This window comes from candidate division WOR-3 bacterium, assembly GCA_039801245.1.
Lineage (GTDB): Bacteria > Hydrothermota > Tepidihabitantia > Tepidihabitantales > Tepidihabitantaceae > JAOABP01.
In genome coordinates this window covers 1-21,656 of record JBDRUF010000013.1, presented here as the reverse complement: position 1 = coordinate 21,656, position 21,656 = coordinate 1, and the positions used below count along the sequence as shown (strand labels likewise).

General features: G+C 49.2%; 20 protein-coding genes. 8 read left to right on the top strand and 12 right to left on the bottom strand.

All coding sequences use genetic code 11. The features are described from left to right. Positions 1–73 precede the first annotated feature (73 nt). From ABIK47_03110 to ABIK47_03100, 3 genes are all read left to right on the top strand, one after another. Positions 74–1,246, top strand: a complete 1,173-nt coding sequence (locus ABIK47_03110; protein MEO0019614.1) for a phosphoribosylaminoimidazolecarboxamide formyltransferase — start codon at positions 74–76, stop codon at positions 1,244–1,246. Between the two features lie 240 nt (positions 1,247–1,486). Continuing rightward, the gene (locus ABIK47_03105) at positions 1,487–2,167 is read left to right on the top strand and encodes an MvaI/BcnI family restriction endonuclease (GenBank protein MEO0019613.1); all 681 of its coding nucleotides are present in this window, start codon (positions 1,487–1,489) and stop codon (positions 2,165–2,167) included. Further along, positions 2,164–3,096, top strand: coding sequence for a DNA methyltransferase (locus ABIK47_03100; protein ID MEO0019612.1), 933 nt, complete (start codon positions 2,164–2,166; stop codon positions 3,094–3,096). Before ABIK47_03105 ends, ABIK47_03100 begins: the two co-directional genes overlap by 4 nt. 75 nt (positions 3,097–3,171) lie before the next feature. On the opposite strand, the gene ABIK47_03095 is transcribed toward ABIK47_03100, so the two are convergent. From ABIK47_03095 to ABIK47_03060, 8 genes are all read right to left on the bottom strand, one after another. Continuing rightward, positions 3,172–4,065: an Omp28-related outer membrane protein gene (locus ABIK47_03095; GenBank protein ID MEO0019611.1), complete on the bottom strand. Its 894-nt coding sequence runs from the start codon at positions 4,063–4,065 to the stop codon at positions 3,172–3,174. 165 nt (positions 4,066–4,230) lie between these two features. Next, the gene (locus ABIK47_03090) at positions 4,231–5,598 is read right to left on the bottom strand and encodes an MFS transporter (GenBank protein ID MEO0019610.1); all 1,368 of its coding nucleotides are present in this window, start codon (positions 5,596–5,598) and stop codon (positions 4,231–4,233) included. Then, positions 5,585–6,445 (bottom strand): lipoyl synthase, encoded by an 861-nt coding sequence (gene lipA / locus ABIK47_03085; GenBank protein MEO0019609.1) that lies wholly within the window; start codon positions 6,443–6,445, stop codon positions 5,585–5,587. Before lipA ends, ABIK47_03090 begins: the two co-directional genes overlap by 14 nt. Positions 6,446–6,448: 3 nt before the next feature. Continuing rightward, the gene (locus ABIK47_03080; GenBank protein MEO0019608.1) at positions 6,449–7,729 is read right to left on the bottom strand and encodes a 4Fe-4S binding protein; all 1,281 of its coding nucleotides are present in this window, start codon (positions 7,727–7,729) and stop codon (positions 6,449–6,451) included. A 147-nt stretch (positions 7,730–7,876) separates the two neighbouring features. After that, positions 7,877–9,337 (bottom strand): DUF6029 family protein, encoded by a 1,461-nt coding sequence (locus tag ABIK47_03075; GenBank protein MEO0019607.1) that lies wholly within the window; start codon positions 9,335–9,337, stop codon positions 7,877–7,879. A gap of 73 nt (positions 9,338–9,410) precedes the next feature. Further along, a complete protein-coding gene (locus ABIK47_03070) occupies positions 9,411–9,968 on the bottom strand; it encodes a TlpA disulfide reductase family protein (GenBank protein ID MEO0019606.1) in 558 nt (185 codons plus the stop codon). Continuing rightward, a complete protein-coding gene (locus ABIK47_03065; protein ID MEO0019605.1) occupies positions 9,965–10,564 on the bottom strand; it encodes a hypothetical protein in 600 nt (199 codons plus the stop codon). Before ABIK47_03065 ends, ABIK47_03070 begins: the two co-directional genes overlap by 4 nt. A 60-nt stretch (positions 10,565–10,624) precedes the next feature. Then, positions 10,625–10,762, bottom strand: a complete 138-nt coding sequence (locus ABIK47_03060; GenBank protein MEO0019604.1) for a hypothetical protein — start codon at positions 10,760–10,762, stop codon at positions 10,625–10,627. Positions 10,763–10,895: 133 nt separating this feature from the next. On the opposite strand from ABIK47_03060, the gene ABIK47_03055 reads away from it, so the two are divergent. From ABIK47_03055 to ABIK47_03045, 3 genes are read left to right on the top strand one after another with little or no spacing between them, the layout of a single operon-like run. After that, positions 10,896–12,308 (top strand): hypothetical protein, encoded by a 1,413-nt coding sequence (locus ABIK47_03055; GenBank protein MEO0019603.1) that lies wholly within the window; start codon positions 10,896–10,898, stop codon positions 12,306–12,308. A gap of 34 nt (positions 12,309–12,342) precedes the next feature. Continuing rightward, positions 12,343–12,774: a DUF3795 domain-containing protein gene (locus tag ABIK47_03050; protein MEO0019602.1), complete on the top strand. Its 432-nt coding sequence runs from the start codon at positions 12,343–12,345 to the stop codon at positions 12,772–12,774. Beyond that, positions 12,771–13,316: a GNAT family N-acetyltransferase gene (locus ABIK47_03045; protein MEO0019601.1), complete on the top strand. Its 546-nt coding sequence runs from the start codon at positions 12,771–12,773 to the stop codon at positions 13,314–13,316. The genes ABIK47_03050 and ABIK47_03045 overlap by 4 nt, the downstream gene beginning before the upstream one ends. Positions 13,317–13,322: 6 nt before the next feature. On the opposite strand, the gene ABIK47_03040 is transcribed toward ABIK47_03045, so the two are convergent. Together ABIK47_03040 and ABIK47_03035 are read right to left on the bottom strand one after the other, a co-directional pair. Continuing rightward, positions 13,323–14,594 (bottom strand): ABC transporter permease, encoded by a 1,272-nt coding sequence (locus ABIK47_03040; GenBank protein ID MEO0019600.1) that lies wholly within the window; start codon positions 14,592–14,594, stop codon positions 13,323–13,325. After that, the gene (locus tag ABIK47_03035) at positions 14,591–15,313 is read right to left on the bottom strand and encodes an ABC transporter ATP-binding protein (GenBank protein ID MEO0019599.1); all 723 of its coding nucleotides are present in this window, start codon (positions 15,311–15,313) and stop codon (positions 14,591–14,593) included. The genes ABIK47_03040 and ABIK47_03035 overlap by 4 nt, the downstream gene beginning before the upstream one ends. A 166-nt stretch (positions 15,314–15,479) precedes the next feature. Here ABIK47_03035 and ABIK47_03030 point away from each other — a divergent pair, with 166 nt between their 5' ends. Next, entirely contained in the window at positions 15,480–18,245 is a 2,766-nt protein-coding gene (locus ABIK47_03030; protein MEO0019598.1) for a S8 family serine peptidase, read from the top strand. A 63-nt stretch (positions 18,246–18,308) separates the two neighbouring features. Continuing rightward, positions 18,309–18,503, top strand: coding sequence for a hypothetical protein (locus tag ABIK47_03025; GenBank protein ID MEO0019597.1), 195 nt, complete (start codon positions 18,309–18,311; stop codon positions 18,501–18,503). A gap of 130 nt (positions 18,504–18,633) precedes the next feature. Here the strand turns inward: ABIK47_03025 and ABIK47_03020 are convergent, their stop codons facing one another. Next, positions 18,634–20,703, bottom strand: a complete 2,070-nt coding sequence (locus ABIK47_03020) for a hypothetical protein (GenBank protein MEO0019596.1) — start codon at positions 20,701–20,703, stop codon at positions 18,634–18,636. Positions 20,704–20,892: 189 nt separating this feature from the next. Beyond that, positions 20,893–21,656, bottom strand: a 764-nt coding sequence (locus ABIK47_03015) for a hypothetical protein (GenBank protein ID MEO0019595.1), incomplete at its 5' end; no start/stop codon positions are given.

Genomic DNA, 21,656 nt, shown 5'->3' with positions numbered 1-21,656 from the left:
TAGCAAAAATTTAGCAACGGTCAAAAAAGCCCCTGCCCTTTTTGACAAGGGGCGATATTTTTAATATTTTTACCTGTTGGATGAGATAAAACTGCGCTACGGCACAAATCCGCATCAGCGGACCGCCCGTATCTATGTCCCTGAGGGCAAACTGCCCCTAAGGGTGCTTAACGACTCTCCCAGTTACATCAACATCATTGACGCCTTAAACTCCTATCAACTGGTAAAGGAACTGAAGGAACTCACCGGTCTGCCCGCGGCGGCAAGTTTCAAGCACACCAGCCCGGCAGGTGCGGCAATCGCCAAACCAATCGATAAGGATCTTGCCCGCTCCCTTTTTGTACCTGACCAGGAGCTTTCACCCCTTGCCTGCGCCTATGCCCGGGCACGCGGGGCTGATAGGATGTCAACCTTTGGGGACTGGGCAGGGTTTTCTGATGTGGTTGATGTGCCCACCGCCCTCTTTCTTTCCAAGGAGATTTCTGACGGCTGCATCGCACCGGGGTACGAGCCCGAGGCGCTGGAGATTCTAAAAACTAAAAGGGGAGGGAGGTTTCCAATTCTTGAGATTGACCCAGAGTGGCAGCCGCCGGTGATGGAGATAAGGCAGCTCTTTGGAATCTTCCTTGAACAGGAGCGCAACAACGCCCGGATTGATGAGAGCCTGCTTGGGGATGTGGTAACCGTGAAAAAAACGATTCCGGAAAATGCCCGGCAGGATTTGCTCATCGCCTATCTTGCCCTGAAATACACCCAGTCAAACTCGGTCGCAGTTGCCTATGACGGTCAGGTTATCGGTGTTGGCGCCGGTCAGCAGTCAAGGATTCACTGCACGCGGATTGCCTGCGCCAAGGCGGACAAGTGGTTCTTAAGGCTCCATCCCAAGGTCTTGAATCTCAAGTTCAAGAAAGGGACAAGCAAGGGTGAAAAGGCAACCGCAGTTGATGTGTTTCTTGAGGAAAACGCCTCCCTTGAGGAAAAACGCATCTGGGAGAGGCACTTTGCCGAAGAGCCTGAGCCCATCACCCCTGAGGAGAAGATGGAGTGGCTTTCCAAATTTGACGGCATCTGCCTCGCATCGGATGGGTTTATCCCGTTTCGGGACAACATTGACCGGGCGGCAAAAAGCAATGTCAAATACATCATCCAGCCGGGCGGCTCAACCCGTGATGAGGGCATCATCCGGGCGGCTGATGAATACGGGATGGTGATGGTCTTTACCAAACTCAGACTGTTCTATCACTGAAAACTCTGATTGTAACGCCAACCCCCAAACAGGTCAAAAGACCGGTCTAAAATAGGGGAGGGTGGGGGGGACGAGCCCCCTTCTTCTATCGCCTTAAAAATCAAACAGTTATATAATTATACCCAGAGACAGGTTTGTAAGAATGTCTTTAGATAGCGGCTAAATGTTCCAAAGCAAACTCAAATTTTTTGACTTTGCCAGAATTACTGGTTAAAATATAGTATAGATAAAAAAGAAAAAATGACTATTGCCGAGTTTAGACAACGGTTTGGTGAGATTAAGAAACTCGGATGGGTTCCGAGCAAAAGACGAGGACCAACAGGTGTCGGGCATACCTTTGAACAACTTATGGGTTTAACCGAGAATAATATTGCTTTGCCCGACCTAGGGGAAGTAGAATTAAAGACGCATCGAGTAGATTCAACATCTATGATAACATTATTCACTTTTAATCGCCGAGCATGGAAAATGAATCAACTGGATGCAGTGAGAAAATTTGGCGTGCCTGATGAAAATGGACGATTGGGGCTTTACTTTACTATGTCCAGGATGCCTAATAGCGCGGGGCTTTTTCTTCATATCGACGAGGCTGCAATATCGGTTAGGCACATATCTGGTGTCGTTGTGGTAGAATGGCGGCTTACTGACCTTGCCCGGCAGTTTATGGCAAAGGTGCCGGCTCTTATTCTCGTGAGTGCCCAGAGTGAAATCCGAGGGGATAAAGAATGGTTTAGATTTACAAGAGCAAGGTTGTTGCGAGGCACTTCACCAAGCATTATTAAAGACCAAATTGAACAAGGCAATATTCTTGTTGACCTAAGGTTGCATGATAAGGGGACGCGCGCCCGGAATCACGGAACTGGCTTTCGCACTCCAGAATCAAGACTTGAGCGCCTTTTCTCCTATATAGAAGAATTATGAAAAAGAAGACTGCAAAAAACCAGCCACAATTTTTGGCTAAGGAAGGTGCAACAATTTCCTTAGTCCCTACGCGGCTACAAATTGGTTATACCCGGATATGCGATTGCCCGTCACGAAAATTAAATTGTCTTACCCCAAAAGAATGGATTAAACATCAAGTGGCAATTTGGGAATGCTATTATGAAAAGCGAGATATTCGGGATAAGGAGGTTCATCCAGCAGCCTTTCCAATTTCACTGCCTGCCAAATGCATTGAATTATTTACTCATCGGGGTGAACTTGTCCTTGATCCATTTGTTGGAACTGGATCAACGTTGGTTGCTGCTCAGGATTTAGAAAGAAATGCAGTAGGATTCGACCTGAATCCAAAATATGTTTCCCTAGCTAATATGCGGGTGAGCAAAAAAACGCTGTTTGATTCACCTACAAGACAGTTAGCTATCTGTGCTGATGCTCGAGATATTCCCAAATACTTAGATGAAGGGACGGTTGCACTTTGTGTAACCTCCCCCCCTTACGCCAATATGTTAAATACGCCGAGAAAGAATAAGAGCTTGCGGAGCGATTTAAGGAAAAGGCATTATCTCAAGGTTCTTCAGTATTCTGATGACCCGCGTGATTTGGGCACAATGGAAATGCCGCGCTATGTTGAGGCGCTGGCCGAGATTTATAAAGGGATTCTGCCTCTACTAAAACCTAAGGCGCACTGTGTGATCAATGTCAATGACCTTTGGCAGAATAATAAAAGGACACTAATACATAAGCATATAATAGATGCTTTGGAGTCGGTTGGCTACGAACTCCGCAACATAATCATCTGGGACAAAAGAAACCTTGTCAATAAAGTAGGAATTTTCGGCTGGCCTAACAATTACATAACACTTAGCATAACATTTGAATATATCTTAGACTTCTGGAAACCGGCATAATTTTTCTGCCCGGTGAAGAGGTGCTGGTAGTAATAAAAAGGCGGGCATCTTGCCCGCCTTTAATGATGTTTTGGGTTATTGGGCTACGATAAGTTTGCCGCTGAATGTTGACTGGTTGAGGGTAAGGCGGTAGAGGTAGATGCCAGAGTTAAGCCTTTTTTCTATGCGCAGTTTGGTTTCACCTGACGCAATCCCAGAGAATTTTTTCAGGAGTCTGCCATCAGGAGAATGGAGGAGGAGTTGATAGGGTGTGCCTGGCTGGGCGTTGAAGAGAAGCTCGGCTTTGGTCCGAACCGGGTTAGGAATAATGCGCAGTTGCGGTTTGAGGTTATACGCTTTTTTCTCCTGTATTCCCACCAGGTCAAGGATATTCACCTCAGCGCCCTGATAGGCAGGATAGGATGAGTCGGCAGGAACCATTTCGGTGCTCTGGGCATAGACAACAATCTTGCACTTTTCCTCGTTCCAGTTGGAGTTGATGGTAAATGGCAGGATTACCGAATCAGCAGCACCGGCAGGGATTGTCAGGACCGTTCCGGTCTGGTCAGGGATGTAGTCGCGGCAGACATGGTTGTGCCAGGGGTCGCCGTTGGGTGCAGCATAGTAGATGGAGTCTTCTGTAACAACAACCGAGACACGGGCGGTCAGGTCTTCGGTGGAGTCGTTCTGAATCAATGCTTTGATTTCACCTTCGCGGGTTGCTGGGTCGTAATTTCCAGAAAGGGTAATCAGGACCGGGGTTGGGACCGAAATCTGGCTGGCAACATAGTTGCGCCAGAGGTTGTAGTTGTAGCCGCGCTGTCTGCCATCAACCCAGAGCCAGGGTGTGGCATAGGAGCCGTTGTAGGGCGGAGGATACATCCGCCATTTTGCCCTTGCCTCGGCAGAGTAGAGCGGATAGGATGAACTGACATGCCATTCTACCGCAACCACATAGCCGGCATAGTCATAGCAAATCTGGTCCAGCACACTGCTGGCTGTGGCACAGGAGCCTCAACCTTCAGAATAGGCTTCCTCACAGACAACCACGCGCTGATAACCAAGCGCCATTGCGGCGAGGAGGAGTGTTAAAACGGTCAGTTTCTTCATAAGGTTCTCCTTTCAATAGTAAATTTAACCAGGGTTTTTTTCCTGTCAATCCTTTGATTTTATGCCCAGCGCCTCAAGGACGGTATCCTTGCCCGCATTCAGGCGCCAGAGGGCAAAGTTGCCAAGAACCCTGATGGTGTAGCGGACAGGCTTGCTCCCGGGTTCTTGGACCTTTAGCAGCAACGGCAAAGAGGCAAACCGGGCGATGCCGGCAAGGAGAAACATTATATCGTAGTTGTAGAAGTCAAGGGTGAAGAGGGTGAGGTGAAAGGGGGAGAGGAGCTGAGCGACCGTGCCGGCAAAGATGGCGGCGATGAATGCACCCAAGCCGGTAACGACCGAGTAGATGGCAAAGTAACTCTCCTTGCGCACCGGGTTGTCTGCCAAATCCAAGAGGAGGTTCCAGAGTCCGAGGTTGGCACCGGTCCAGACCGTGCCGTTAAGAACCGCATCTATCCAGATGGGCAGGCGGAACTTTGGTGTTGCAAAAAGCCAGAGAAAGGGCATCAGACCGACAAGGGCAAAGTTGAAGACCGTAACCGGTCTTGAGCCAAACCGGTCAATGACCCTGCCCCAGAAGAGTTGGAAAAGGACACCGATGACGCCGCCAATCATTGAGTAGATGGCGATGGCGGCAAAACTGAAGTGCAAATTTTTGATAAGATGGACAAGGTAGAATGGCGATGCGAGGGTGCCGGTGAGAAACCAGACCCCAAGGAAGACGGTCAGGCGCCGGAACTGGGGCTCGTGCAAGGGACCGATGAATATCTCCTTCAAACTGGGTGCTGGTCTTTTGGGCAGGTGTGGCTCGGGCTGGCGGGTTAAAAGAAGGGTTGAGACCAGACCGAAACTGACCGCAAGGGTAAAGGCAAGCGCATAACCGGAGACCTCCTGACCCCACGCCTTTAACCAGTCCATTCCCCTGCCCGCAGCATAGGCAACAAAGACACCGCTGACATTGAGGATGGCATTGCGCAGACCGAAAAACCTTCCTCTTGTTTCTTCAGGCACCAGGTCGCTTATCCAGGATGTCCAGACCGTGCCGGCAATCGCCATCAGAACGCTGGAGAGCATTACCACCAAGAGGAAGAGTTCTATTTTAAATCTGATGCCAAGGAGGAGGAAGGGGACAAACAAGAGATAGACCGTCCTGCCCAGTCCCGCGGTCCAGAGAACTATTGGTTTGCGCGCACCAACCCGGCGCACAAGATAACCGGCAAGAAAACTGAAACCGCTCACTAAGGCGGGGATGGCGCTCAAAAGGGCGATTTGAAATGAGTTGGCACCAAGATAAAGCGCAAGTCCGGCAAGGAACATACCGCCGGCAAGGGTGGTGTAAAGGGTGGCAAATGTGCCTTCAATGATTGAGATTTTCAGACCGCGGTTGATTGCGCTCTGGTTAAGCCCGTTCATCAAAGAAGATTTTTTCTGCCTGATAGGAGCTGCGCACCAAGGGTGCGGCAAAAACCTGTCTGAAGCCCATTTTTCTTCCCTCCGCTTCAATTTCCTTGAACTCATCAGGTGTCCAGTAAAGGGCAACCGGTAGGCATCTACGGTTGGGTTGAAGGTATTGACCGATTGTAACAATATCGCAGCCGGCACTGCGCAAATCTGCAAGGGTCTGCAAGACCTCTTGTTTTGTCTCGCCCAGTCCGAGCATCAAGCCGCTCTTGGTCAGGAGGGTAGGCGCCATATTTTTGACCTTTTTTAGCACCCCAAGCGACTGGTGATAGGATGAGCGGTGGTCACGGACCAAAGTTGAGAGCCGCTCAACCGTCTCAAGGTTATGTGCGAAGACATCCGGACCGGAATCAACCACGAGGTGGAGCAACTCTTCCCTTCCCCCGAAATCAGGAACAAGGACCTCTATTTTGATTTGAGGGTTTTGAGATTTCAGGATTTTGACCGTTCGGGCAAAGATACCTGCACCGAGGTCAGAAAGGTCATCACGGTCAACCGAGGTTAAAACCAGATATTTCAAGCCCAGTTCCTTTACCGCCTTTGCCACCCTTTGAGGTTCATCAGGGTCAATTTTACCCTGAGGGTTGCCGGTTTTAACAGAGCAGAAACGGCAGTGCCTGGTGCAGATATCACCCAAAAGCATGATTGTGGCGGTGCCTGAGTTCCAGCATTCGCTAAGGTTGGGGCAGCGGGCAGAGCTGCAAACGGTGTTAAGGTTGTACTTTGAAATGATGGCATTGACCCGGTTGAACTCTTCACCAAGAGGCAGTCTGGTTTTGAGCCAGGAGGGTTTACGCACCTTTTATGTGGTAATCTTCAAGGCGCGGCGCGGACAGTTCCAGACACATTCAAAACAACGGATGCATTCTGCCTGGTTTGGGTCCTCAAAAGGCTCAATATCGGTGGGACAGACCCGGCGGCAGATTTTGCACTGGTTGCAAGTGGCGGCATCAAGTTTTAACCGCATTAGGCTTATCTTGTTAAAGAGGGAGTAGACCGCGCCAATCGGGCAGACAAGGCGGCAGAAAGGGCGCCTGATTGTAATCGCTGCCCAGATGACGAAAAGGAGAATGCCGACCTTGAGATAAAAAAGCCAAGAGACAAGCGCCCGCAATCCCTGAACCGGGTCCCAGAGGACCAGAGGGATTCCGGCTTCAAGGGTTCCCTGAGGGCAGAGTTTGCAGAACCAGGGTTCGGCAGTAAGAAATGGCACAACAACGGCAACAAGGAGTAAAAAGGCGAATTTTAGACCGGTTGCGGGCAGAGACACCTTCACCAATCGGTCGAGCAAAAGAACTATCAGCACTGAGATAAGAACAAACAAAAGCCCAAGTTCTGCACCGGCAAACGGACCGAGATGAACCGGTTTGCCAAAAAGGCTGAGAGCAAAACCAAGGGGTGCAGCAATTAAGATAACCGGTAGACCACCAACAAGGCTGAAAAGTGTCATTGCTATTACGCCGCTGGCAATGCCGAGGTTGATTTCATGCTTGAAGGCAACTAAAAGCCCGAGTCCAATCCCAACAATCATTCCGCCAAGCCACCAGCGTTTTGGCAAGTCGCTTTTTCCCTTGAGGGGAGTATAAAGCAGAAGCACCATAAACGGCAGCCAGGCAAAAAGGAGTGATTTCCAGATAGCGATATGGATAAAAATGGTAAGCAATATTACCGCAATCAAGCCGATGAAGCCAATGATGGCAAAGGAAATCCAGCGTTTTGCCTTTGCGCGGGGTCCTGATTTAATTTTATAAAGTAAGTCCTGCCACAAACCAAAAGGGCAAACCCAGGCGCAGGCGGTTCTACCAACAAACGCACCGATAAGGACAAAAAAACCAATTATCACCCAGGGAACATTCTGCCACCAGTAAGTGCCTTTCATTCCAATAATCTGTTGTAGAGAGCCGAGCGGGCAGGCAAAGACAGAAAGAGGTCCGCCATAGCAGTTAAGAACCGGTTCAGGGATTGATTTGAGAAAGCCAGAATAAATGATTTTATTCTGAATATAGGCAAGGATGTAGCCGTTTAAGATAATGGTAGCGGCAATCTGACCGATACGGTAGGGTGCGATTCTTCTTTTAGGCATATCTCAAGGGTCTACACGAGACCCATACAGGAGAGTCATATCTGGGAGGCAAAGCCGTGGATAACCGTTAGCATCCCTAATTTGATACCGAGGGCTACTGCTGCGGCACCGACAGCTGCTAAGGCAATTATGATAAACCGCCGCATTTTATATTCGGCTGATTAACTGTAATTTCACACCCCGGAAAGGTGCCTCATAACGGCAGACCCCGCCCGAACAGGTGTAGCCGCCCTTTTCCGCACCTATTCTTAGTCTGAGGACATTGCGCTCATTGATGTTGTAAACCGTTTCAAATATAGGCCAGGATTTCTGGTTGTCATAGCGCTTGAGCGAGTCCTTGTCAACACCCTGCCAGCCAAGTGTAAAGAGCCACTTTTCACCACAGCCATAGCTGAAAGAGATGAGCGGTTCGTGATACAGCCAGTGCGCACCTTTGGCGGTATCGGTCGGCCTTTCATCAACCCAGCCGAACTCTGCCTCAAGGGCAATGGTATGTTGACCGAAGAGATAGTTAATCATGATACTCGGTCGGTCGGTGATGCGCTGGTATGTTCCTAATTCAATGTTTTTTTGCAGCATATGATTGAACTTGCCTTCAAATGTCCAGTTAGTGCCAAGTGAATAGCGCACCTTTGCCTCGGCTTCAACCACACCGGCGCTGGTGTCGTCGTGGACAAAAAGCCTGCCTAAGTTGGCTTCAAGATAAAGTGCGGTTAAGGGCATCCCTGAGACCTGCAGGCCAAAACCCCGTTCATCAACACCACGGTTGATTGCCACCCCGGATTTTATTGGTGTGGGCGGGTCATTGTAATGGTAAACTCCAGAGGGAAACCCGAGGCGGGTGTAATCAACGAACTGCCCGACAAAGGAAATCCCGGCAAGGCTGATACCGGTATTTATTAGATAACCAAAGCCCTTTTCCCTGCCGCCAATCCCTGGTCTTGTTCCCAACCGCCAGCACGCCTCACCACCTATCATCGCTGGGCCGAAATCCAACCGGACATCACCGCCAAAGAGTTCGGTAAATGCCTTTGCGCTTGGGTCAACATCGCGGTTAATCCGGACATACCTTGAACCAAATGCGAAAAACTTCCTTGGTCTTGAAGTCAAATTCGCACCCAAGACCTGGTCGGTGGTATCAAGTTCATTCATTATTTTATAGGTGTTTTCCTGAAAAAAGACATCGCGTAATCTGGCACCAAGAAGGGTTATTTCGCTTTTGAAAGGCAGGTTTATTTTGCCCATAAGCCCGTGTAGGCTTTTGTAATGCCGGAAGTCGTCATCGGACGAGGAGGAGAGCGTCAGACCTTGACCAAAGGTGGTAAAGAATCTGCCCAATCTGATTTCCAGTTCCTGCGGATTATAGCCAATGGAGTAATCAAACAGGCGCAAGGGTCTCCGCACCGCGGGGCTATGCTTTGATGGCTCAAACAAAAGAATGCCCAGTTCGGCATCAAAATCGGCGTAGCGGGCGGTTAAATCCAGTTTATCTTCAAAATGGGTTGCCCACTGCTCCTGATACCCCCAGAATTCTGCCCGGTTGACACCCTGAATGGTAAAGTCAGCAGCGAAGATGGCGATGGTGAGGAGGAGAGGGGTCACCGGCACCGTCTACTCCTCGGCTCCCCCATCGCCACCCCAGTGGAGGAACGCCTTTTCCAGTCGCTCGGGACAAGCCTGCTCATTTATGTTCCTGAGTGTCCTCGCCAGTTGGCTCCTCTTTTTTTTCTTCCTCAGGTAGCCATTTGCCTATCTCCTCAGCGATTTTTTTCTCGTCGCCCTTCTTATACCCGATATGGGTATAGACAATCTCGCCCTGCATATTTATCAGATAGGCGGTGGGTTTGATGATGATGTTATACGCCTTTTTCACTTTCTGCTCCTGGTCAAGGAGAATAATATACGGCCACTTTTTCGAAGAGACAAACGCCTTTACCCTTCCCTCATCACTGGGCTTATCAACCGAAAGGGCGATAATCTGCAAGCCCCGCTCTTTCAGCGAGTCGTAGACCGGGACAAGTGCATCCAGTTCGGCAATGCAGTTGACGCAGGGCAAGTCCCAGCATTCCATATATACCGGTCCGTTTTTTAAGAGTTCAGAAAGGGTAACCTCATTGCCTTTGATATCAAGGAGGGTAAAGTCAGGCGCCTTTTCATACTTGGGTTCTTCCTTTTCCTCAGCGCGTACCGCACTTAGGGCAAATATCAGGGCTGCCAAAATCATAAATTCTCTTCTCATCTTGCCTCCCCTCTTTTAATTCTTCTTTTGACCGCAGTCTGCAACACCGCCTTGGTAGCAAAATCCTGAACCGAAACCACCACACCCACGCGATCGGGATTATAGCCACTGACACTGGTTGCCAGTAATGTGTCAAAATCCTGTCCGAACTTAAGGTTAATCGGGATGCCGAAACTATCACCAATAACCTGACGTACTGTCATCGGTGAATAGGTTGTGTCCCCGACTAAAAATGAGTAATAAGGCACACTGTCCTCATAAACAATCGCCACCAGCCTTAGGCTGGTCACTGTGTCGATCACCGAGTCGGTCGGGGTGATACTTATCCTGATTTGCAGCGTAGCCGAATCAATAGTCGTGCTGGTGCTGTCAATTACCATCTCCAGCCAACTCTTGCGGGAACGGGCGGCATCAATCATGTCTTTATACACCGGATAAAATGAGTCCGGCACAGTAATCTGGGGCGAGCGCAATGTTCCATCAAAAAAGGCAAGCGGTGCCTCAAGGCCAACACCATACCATTCACTCCTTGCTTTGCCTGCCCGCGATGCGAGTTGCTGATGGGTTTCGCCTGAGTAGTAAATTACAAAAGCCATTGAATCTCCGTAAAGAGACTTCAGGCTGTCAAGCGCCCGCGCCGCGGACGCACAGTACTCTCATTCATCCAGCGGGGTGGAAAAAAGTTCAACTAGAACCACTCGGTTCGCCTCGCGGACAATCAGCGGTGCATCTGAACAGGATATCGTAATCAGTCCCGCAGCGATGCCGGTAAAAATTAACAACCGTTGTTTCATAGAAAAAATCATAATTCCTGCCTGATTTCAGTCAAGAAAATCCACAGCGGATGCAAAGAAACTTAGCAATAAACCATTGATAATGTGAGTGAATTATTTGACAGAGAAAGGAAAACAGGTCAATCTGTTATAGATGGCAAAAATGAATAATGTTCTACTATTGTTGATAATTGTGATGATAGGCTCTGCCACTGAATGGGATAGTATTATCAGGTTGACCGATAATAACCGAACTCAAGTTTTAGGGTTGAGTTATCAGAAAAGCATCGCAGTTGACCCTGATGGGAATGTCTGGGTGTTCTGGCAGGATCAGCGCTCAACACCTTACCAAATCTGGCTACGTAAATTTGACCGGGTAAACCGGATATGGCTGCCGGAATCGCAGTTGACCCGGATTTCTGCTCAGGCAAATCCACCTTCAGCTGCCTGTGACCAGAGTGGGAATGTCCATCTCGCTTGGCATATCGAGGGCGGGCAGTATGCGGGGATATGGTATAAGAAATGGGATAAAAGTCAGGGAAGATGGCTTGGCGACACTCTATTAGTGCCGGCAGTTTTGCCTTATCTACGCAAGAACCCGATAATTGCGACTCAACTTGGGGGCAATGCTGTCCATATTGTCTGGTTTGGCAACCCAGATACCGGCGGGCTTTATCAGGTTTTTCACAAGGAGTATCGCCCCACTTCCGGCTGGCTTCCTTATGAGCAGGTGAGTTCGGCTATCTGTCCACATGAAGCCGCCGCGGTTGCGGTTGACTCTAACAACAACCTAGCCGTAGTTTGGCTGGGTCAGGATTTTGGCAGTCAGCGCAATCAGGTTTTCTGCCGTCGCAGAATTGATGGCGTCTGGCAGAATGTGGAACAGGTGTCTGAATTTCCGGGTGATTTAGCACAGTATTCTCCATGTGTTGCTGTTAGTGCAAATGGAAACTGGCATGTTGTCTGGGAGGGGACGGTTACCGGTCAGATGTACCGGCAAATATATCACCGTTTACGCACTCCTAATGGCTGGAGTCAAATCTTTATGGTCAGCCGCGGAGTAAGTTATCAACAGGGGACACCTTCAGCATCCTGTCGCGAGGAGAACGAATGCCATATTGTCTGGCGTGGTAAAACCCAGGCATCGCCTGATAACTTTCAGTTGTGCTACTCCTTCAGAGACAAGTATGGCAACTGGAGTCTGCCTGAGCAGTTGACAGAAATTGACAACGGTAATATTGACCGACCGGCACTTGTCTGTGATTCTGGTTATGGGCTCCATATCGTTTATCAGGATGAAAGTTCGGGCAACATTGATGTTTATTATCTTTACGGCTGGATAGCAGGGATTGGGATTTCCGAGGGAAGACCAAAATGGCATAACAAACTCTTGCGAATCCAAAGGGAGATGCCCAAATTTTTAGATGGGGCAAATGTTTACAATTCCCTTGGGCAGTTAACCGGTAAAATAGGCTCCAGGATTGGGAGTGGCATTTATTTGATTGAAACGAATAACACAGGGTGCAGGCGGATCGAAAAGGTAGTTGTTTTCCGTGAGCCGCGATAGAGGTTTGAACAAGGAAAGGTAAAAGGAGGGGGCGATGAATTACGATGAGGAGAAAAGGTGGTATGTGTCTTTCTGCGGCTCATATTGCCGCACCTGTAACTGGTATACCGGCAAAATCAGGCAAGTATTTAGTTCGGCGCTTGGTTTGCTGGAGGAGCACGGTTTTGGAAAACTTTTGGAAAATAAGGTTAATCGGAATGAACTGAAAAAGGGGCTGAAGATGCTTGCCGGTGCCGGAATCTGTTCGGGATGCAAGGCGGAAATTGCAGAAAATGACAGGTGCTCTATTCGCCAGTGCTGTTACAAAAAAGGGTTTTATCTGTGCAGGGAATGTTCCCAGTTTCCATGTAAACTGTTAAAGGAAAACCCGGGTGTAATAAAGTTTCACTGTATCGAGAACCTGATTGAGATCAGAGACAAGGGCATCAAAACCTGGATTGACCGTCAGTGGGCAGAGATGCGGTGATTGAAATTGTCAACCTCACCGAGAAAAACCTGATAGATGCACCTGAGTGGCAAAGCCATCCTTATAGTTGTAAATTTTGTCTGTATTGGGAATTTCCTGAGGAATGTACAGACCCTCTGTCAGAGGTTAAAGAGGAACGGTTGGAACGGAAGCGGTTATGGGTGCGCTGGGTGAGGCGGGAGTTTGGTGACTGCGGCAAGTTAATCTATGTTGACTACAAGGCTGTGGGTTTTGCTGAGTTTGCACCAGCAAGGTTCTTACCCAATGCGGTGAGGTATCAGTCCGGACCGCCAAGTGATGATGCGGTGTTGATTTCTTGCCTCTTTATTCCGGAGAAAATCTATCAACATCAAGGACTGGGCAGTTTGATGGTTAAAAGTATTATCAGCGAAGCAAGGGCAAGGAACATCAAAGCCTTAGAAACCTTTGCTCGGAAAGGAAGGGCAGATAGCCCTTCAGGACCGGTTGAATTCTGGCAAAAGCACGGATTTGCGATTCTGCGTGATATAGATGAATTTCCACTGTTGCGTCTACAGTTGTAAGTGTTGTTAACGACCGCGCCAGAAACGGAGTTTAGCAGTGAGGACCAGATCACTGTGAAAGAGCCGGGCGGCGATGAATACGGTCAAGGCAGCAAAGAGGGTTATATAAACGAGCCCGAAGATAATCAGGGGATAATTGCCGAAGATTAATGCTTGCGGCACAAGGAAGGGATAGGAAAAGGGGATGGCTAAGACAAAGATTTTTAGGGGTAACGAGAGGGTTTGAATATCAAAGAACATTGTAAAGAAGTAAGGCACCAGGCACAAAATCATCAAGGGGGCAATTGCCGCCTGCGCGCTTTTGGCGTCCTCAGAGAAAACCGCGAGGAGGGTAGCAAGTGCGAGCGCGGCGAGGATGGCAAGGAAAAGGGTGATGCCGATTAAAATCATCCCCTCGGGAGTCAGATTTAAATCTAAGGTTGATGCGATATTGGTGTCAATCGGCATCTGCTGCGGACGTTCGGAGAATGCGGTTGTATAATATGCCATCGCACCCATAAAGATGGCTGAGATGGCAAACGCGGCAATTGCTGCACCTAACATCTTGCCCAGAACGATTGATACCCGACTGATGGGCACGGTTAAAAGTGTCTCTAAGGTCTTGTTCTCCTTTTCCTGTCCGATTGATGCGGCAATCATCTGGCTGGCGTAGATGATCACCATCAAAAGGACAATCGGAATCAAAAATGTTTGGGCTATCACCACCCCTTGAATCAGTTCTGGAGTGCCTGGCGCCAATCTACCCTTCAACACTACATATTCGCTTGTTTTCAGCGGGTTCTCGATATTTTCCGGATTAAATTCCGGTGCCAAAGTTTGCAGATGACGCTGCGCCAGCCAAGAGTTAATCTGACCGAGTGCGGATTTGATTTTTACTCCACGCATCGTCTGGGCAAAGGAAAACCCTTTGATTACCGTATAGGTTTCTATTGTCGCTGGCTCAAATCTTTTAAGCCGCTCGTCAATACTTTCGGGCAGAACAATGAGCAAGGGGAAATTCTCCTTTTGTGCCCTGGTGATTGCCTGTTCCTTGGGTTCACTGATATTGGTGATTAAAAGTCCGCTTTGCTGCAGCCGGCTGATGATGGTATCACCGATTTCCGACTCCTCTTGAACCAGCACCAATGCGCGTTGCGGTGCCGAAGCCTTTTTTCTTTCGCCCCGGATTGCCCTGCCAATAAAGAGAAATAGCACCATTATAGCAAAAAAGGGCAGAAGCATCTTGCGGGTTAAGAGTTCGCGCATCTCCTTAAGGATTATCGTTCCCAATATCCTCATCTTGCCACCTTGAGAAATACCTCTTCAAGATTAGGGCTGGTGTATTGGGATTTCAGTTCGGCTGGGGTGCCGAGAGCGATAATTCTACCCTGCCTTATTATTGCCACCCGGTGAGAGAGAAACTCAACCTCGAGCATATTGTGCGACGATAAAAGCACAGTTGTACCTTTGCGGGCAAAATCCTTTATCCGCTGACGGATTTCGGTTGAGTTTTCCACATCCAGTCCTGATGTTGGCTCATCGAGAATTGCCAGTTTCGGCTCGGTCATCAGGGCTCGGGCAAGGAGGAGTTTCCGGACCATACCTTTGGAATAGGTGCTGACTTTATCATTGATTCTTCTGCCGAGGTCGGCAAGCTCCTTTCCCCTTTCAACCAGCCGGTCCCGCTCAGCCGTGTCTTTGGTATAAAATGTGGCCATAAAACGGAGATAATCAAGACCGGAAAGGTTGCGATATGCCCCTGCCTCCTCGGGCAGATAACTGATGACCTTGCGCACTGCTGCTTCCTGTTTGACCACATCCAAACCGAAAACGCTTACCGAGCCAGCCGAGGGTTTCAAAAGTGTGGCGATGACGCGCAGGGTAGTGGTTTTGCCCGAGCCATTCGGACCAATCAGCGCAAATATTTCATCAGGATGAATGTTAAAGGAGATGTTATCGACAGCGGTCAAGGAGCCATAGTTGCGCACAAGGCTTTTGACTGTAACTGCAGTATCCACACCGAATGATAATGATTAAAAAATCTGATGGCAAGCCTGGCAGTTGACCTTTATGGGATTTGACATGATTAAATTCTGGTTATACAATTAAAGCAATTGAGGAGAGGGTGTTATCATTATCGTTCCATGATAAAATAGTTGCCTTGGGCAACTAAAGGAGGTTAATGTGAGCAAAAAAAGCCTGATCCTGATGCTGGTAACAATTTTGCTGGCACGGGCAAATTGGGAAGCAGATTTCGCTCCCAATCGCTTCGTCGTCAAATTCCGAAGCGAGATTCAGGCATCGGTTTTTGGTGGTATAGTTCGCACCGGTATTGGTGAAATTGACCGGCTGAATGCAGACTGGGGTATTACCGGCATCTCGGCAGTCTTTCCCGAACCGGTCAATCAACTTGCAAAAGAGATGGGACTTAACAGGGTGTATCTTTTGAGCGCTGAGCAGCCAATTGACATCCAGAGCGCAGTGGGGCAATACGCCTCTCTGGATGTGGTTGAGTATGCCGAACCAGACTTCTGTGGGCGGGCATTGGCGCCCGCGCCCAATGACCCGAACTATGGAGAGCAATGGGGATTCAAGAACATAGGGCAACTGGTGGGTGGGAGGGGTGACCCTGGAACGCCCGGCTGTGACATTGATGCTGAACTCGCCTGGGACATTGAACGGGGAAGCCGGGACATAATCATCGGTAACCTTGACAGCGGCGCAGACATTGACCACGAGGAGTTTGTGACAAATTATCAGGCGGGTGTTCTCTGGCACAACTGGGCTGAGATTCCTGCCAATAATGTTGATGACGACAGCAACGGCTATATTGACGACACCTTGGGCTGGAATTTTGAGGACAGCACCCAGGCACATCCCAACGGCACCAACAATGTTGATGACAATAACGGTCATGGCACGCACACCACCGGCACAATTGCCGCCCATACGAACAATAACACCGGGGGTGCCGGGACCTGCTGGTATGGACAAGTAATGGCGGTGAAGGTGATTAATGCGCAGGGAAGGTTCTGGTATTCACATTTGTGTAAGGGCATTTACTATGCGGTGAACAATGGTGCCCGGATTCTCAATATGAGTCTCGGCGGAACCCAATATTCCCCCACTCTTGAAGCAGCGGTCAACTATGCTTGGAACTCGGGCGTTTTGCCAGTAGCGGCGATGGGCAACGACACGCTTAATGACGACAGCACTAAGTTCTACCCGGCAGGGTTTGCCAATGTGATTGCGGTCGGTGCGACCGCCAATGATGATGAGCGCATGGTTAAGAACCACAACGGCTCCTGGATGTACAGTATGTGGGGCTCCTGGATCGATGTGGCCGCACCGGGTAATAACATTTATTCAACGGTGCGTAACAACGGTTATGACTGGTGGTGGGGGACTTCAATGGCAGCGCCCCATGTCAGTGGCACTGCAGCGCTGCTTTTGAGCCGCAACCCGGATTTGAGTCCGAGTGAACTAAAAGACATCATTCAAAGAACTGCGGAGGATTTGGGTGCGCCAGGTTTTGATGTCTATTTCGGTCATGGCAGGATTAATGCTTATCAGGCGCTGCAAGAGGTGGAGTTTCTGCCCGGCTGGATCGCAGAGACACTCCTTGTGTCTGGTTATGAAGCCTGTTTTGAACCGGATATTGCAGTGGCTGGTGAAAATGTCCATTTGGTCTATTCGGACAAAGGCGGTGGTGGCAGGGAGCGGGGGCTTTATTATCTAAGGAGCACTAATGGCGGTAGAAACTGGGAACGGCCGCGCTTGCTCTCTTCTTATCAAGGAAGTCTGAGCGACTGGCATCCAAGAGTGGCGGTTCTGGGTAACAGGGTTGCTCTCGTTTTTCATGATTCAAGAGGGGGTTATTATGGTGTTTATTTCAAGCAAAGCACTGACAATGGGCAGAACTGGGGCAATGATCTCTTGGTAAGCGATTCAACAATGGAGTCCTATCGGGCAGATGTCTGTTTTGCCTCAGACACGATACATCTGGTCTGGAACTGTGGGTACCGGCGCAGCACCAATGGAGGGGCAAACTGGGATACAATTACCACCGGTGTCAGCGGTCAGGCGATAGCGGCGAGCAACAATAGGGTTTTTGTTGCCGGTCATCTCTCCTCGGCTGGCTCATATCAGGTTGTGGTGAGGCGGTATAATGGGACTTCCTGGGAGCCGTTAAGAGCGCTTGATACGAACTACACCTGCTTTCTCAATCCGGATGTGGCGGCTGATGGTAACAATGTTTATGTGGTCTGGGATGAGGAAAGGGACAGTGATGGAATCTCTGAAGAGATTGCATTACGCAAAAGCACTGATGGTGGTGCAAACTGGGGAAAGCATCAGCATATTGCCAATGTGGGTGAGAACTACACCTATCGTAACCCGCGTATCGCCGCCGGTAACAACCGGGTTAATCTGGTGTGGTGGGGTGACCGGGACAAGTACTGGTCGTGCGAGGTATATTACAAACGTAGCACCAATGCCGGTTTGAACTGGGGTAATACCTACCGGCTTTGTTATAACGGGGATAACGAGATGGATGAAATGCCGGCAATCGGGTTCTTTGCTGATACGGTTCATGTTGTCTGGGACCAGGTGGCATCGGGCACAAAGTCGGTTTATTACATTCGCAAGGGTGCGGGACAGCCGGGAGCGGTTGGAGAATTATTGCCCAAGCCGGAATTTGCCCTGAGGCTGAGTCCGAATCCGGTTCTGGGTCAGGCACGAATGCGATTAACTTTGCATGAGTCAGAACCGATTCGGTTGCGCTTATTTGATGTAAGCGGACGGGTGCGGGAATGCCCGGTTAAAATTACCAGCAAGGGCAACAGCACTGAACTCTGGTTTGACTGCACAAAAATACCTGCCGGGGTATATCTCCTTGAAATAAAGGCAGGAGGAAATCAGGCAAGGCAAAAAATTACAGTTCAGCATTAAGAGGTTCGGTTCGTTCTATATAGTGTAAATGTCTCTGTTGCAGATCTATTTTTTAGAACCGAAATGGCAAAGATTAGTGAGCTTTCTTTCTGGATGACCGCTTTTCGGAAAATTGTCTGCAAGATTCAGAGATTCAGCGTGTACGCCTCATCCGAGATGCTGCGGAAAACACCAGTGCCCTTGGTTATTTCACTACGCTCCCAATGTCTTTTCTCGGTTTTTGGGGTGGCGTGGGGTATTCAAGGTGATTGCTTTTAGAGAGTGGTGGTTAACAAACCCAGAGGGATTACAATCGCTAAGACAACCTTAAATGTGTTACGGGAGCACAACAAAATATGCAGCGGGCGTGCTCAGCACGCCCGCTGCATATTCTCCATTCTTACCGGGGCTAATGGATCACTGTCAGTTTCTCCTTAACAAGGAAATCACCTGCACGGAAATAGCAGAAATAGATACCATCAGGAGTGGGCGTTAGACCTTCATCAATATTCCAGGTAACACGGTAAAAGCCAGGTGCATGCCTGCCGTTTATTAGTACCTTGACAACCTCACCAGTACTGTTCAAGACCTTCAAGTCAACATTTGTTTCTTGTGGGAGATAAAATCTAATATTGACACGGGATTTAACCGGATTTGGCTGGATTGAGGCAATAGGTTGAAATGGAGGAGAATTGAATGCCCCCTCTGTTATTGCGCCTGGCTGCCTGATTTCAAATACATCACTCTCGTCGTAGGCAGCTGAATTGGCAGGGTTGCTTATCTTCACCTTGCAGTTGGTGCTGGGGGTATTGGGGATGGTCCATTGATAGTAGCCGTTATTATTGGCACTGGTGGCAATCAGGCTCCAGGTTGAGCCACCATCCGTGGAATACTCAATCTTCGCCTCACTAAAAACACCGGTCCAGTTCCAAGTGATATAATAGTGCCTATCCACTATCCAAATATCACCTGCCCTTGGAGAAGTTACAGTTATCTGCTGCGGCGCAATAGTAAATATGTCACTTTCATCATAGGCAGCAGGATTGGCAACATTGCTTATCTTCACCTTGCAGTTGGTGCTGGGGGTATTGGGGATGGTCCATTCATACTGCCCGTCATTATCCGCGGTAGCCGCAACCAGGCTCCAGGTTGAACCACCATCGGTGGAATACTCAATTTTAACTTCATTGAAAGCACCGGTCCAGTTCCAGGAAATATAATACCGCCTTCCTCCTATCCAGCTGATGCCTGCTACCGGGGAGGTCACGGTGATGGTCTGTTTATTTATCGCAAAAATTTCACTTTCCCCATAAACATTAGGATTTGCCGCATTGCTGATCTTCACCTTGCAGTTGGTGCTGGGTGTATTGGGGATGGTCCATTCATACTGCCCGTCGTTGCTGGTGCTGGCGGTAATCAGGCTCCAGGTTGAGCCACCATCCGTGGAATACTCAATCTTGACATTGGTGATTGAGCCAAGAGTTGTCCAGGTGATGTAGTAATGCCTGCCCACTATCCACTGATCACCGTTTTTCGGGGAGGTTATCTTGATTGTGTCTGGGGGTAAGGTGGTGGTGACGGTAAAATTGCTATCGCTGATATCATAGGAGTTGGGGTCACTGGTGTTGGTAACTCTTATCTTACAGGTGGTTGCGGAAAGGCCATTAGGGATATGCCAAGAATAACAACCATCATTGGTGGTGCTACTGGTGATAACCGTCCAGGATTCGCCACCGTCAGTGGAATACTCCAGTTTCACATTGGAAAAGCCACCGGTCCAGTCCCAGTGAATCGGGGCGTATTTATTGGCATAATAGGTCTCACCGCCATTCGGTCTTTTCACCTTTATAAATGGATGCTCAATAATGAAATTGCCATCGCTAATATCAAAGCAAGAGGGGTCGGATACATTCTTCACCCGGGCTTTGCAGTTTGTTGAAGGAGCGTTGGGAATGGTCCAGTAATGAGAGCCATCATTGGTAATACTTGCCGCTATCACCGCCCAAGAGCCACCGCCGTCAGTAGAATACTCCAGGGTTGCTTGGTTAAAGTCGCCAGTCCAATCCCAGTGAAGGGCATGATGCTCGCCCACTGTCCAGACCTCACTGCCATTTGGGGATCTGAGTGAAATTTCCGGTCTTGCTATCGTAAAACTGCTATCACTTACATCAAAAACTGCCGGGTTGCTCGCATCTGTGACCTTCACTCGGCAATTGCCACTGGGCGCATAGGAAACAACCCAGGCATAACACCCATCATTTGTAGTATTGGAAATGATAACATTCCAGGTTGAGCCACCATCAGTGGAATACTCAATCTTCACATAAGATATATTACCAGTCCAGTTCCAGTGAATCGGATGATAATTCAATGCCGTCCAGTTTTCGCCGCCGTTGGGACTAACCACCGTGATTGTTTGGCCGGTCACGAGCAATGGGAAGATGAGGATCAGCGGTAGCAACACCTTTTTATTATTCATAGGTGATACTCCTTTGTGCCTAAGCGCACCTTTAGACACATTTTTCGTCTTCGGCTCGGTGCCGCCGGTTTCGGTCCCTTCTCTTCTGCCTTCCACAATATAATAGTTTATTGTATTTAAAATTAAAATAGCAGTCAACGATGTGAAAGACCTCCCCACTTGTAGGAAAATTGCTTCCCCTCTCCTCCCTTAATGCTCCCTTTCCGGTTCTGGTTTGGGTGGGTTTTTCATTCTTTCGTAGCGGGCTCTGCCAGCAGCGGTGCGGAAGTCAAGACCAGACGCCTTGCCCTCACGCTCCAGTTGTTCCATACAGCCAGCAAGGAAGTCATCATCAAGCATCCTGCCCGCAAGTTCACCGGTCTTTGGTTGCTCAACCGGCATCATCCTTCTCGTTGCCTCGGCTGAAACATCCTGCCGCTCGCCGGTAACCTGCCAGTAGACCTTTGTCCCAGGCTTGCCACCAATGACAAAGGTGTTCCCTTTGACATCTTCGGCAACATACACATCGCTTGTGCCAACACCGGTCAACTGGATGTGCGGGTTTCTGTTCAAGGCTGAGAAGTAGTCAGGCAGTTTTACCTCGGCTCTGCCCGATGCATCAAGGATAACACTGCCTTCATAGATATTTCTCATCTCCGGTCCTTCAATGAAGTAGTGGTTGAGAATCTTGTGATACGGGTCAAGTGGATGGTCAATTGTGAATGAACCCGATGCCTTGGAAAGCACACCCACTCTGGTCTGGTTTGAAGCGGTTGCGGTCTGACCGTTAAATGCGGCGGAGTTGGAATAGGATGAAGGTACTACTGAATGGTTGTTGGTAGTGAAACTATAATTGCCAGCAGAGGTATCAGCATAACCGCCGGCAACCGTGGCATACTCGTTGCTTGCCGTGTTGGCTGCGCCGCCGGCAACCGTGGCACAGTTGCCGCTCGTCGTGTTATAAATGCCACCAG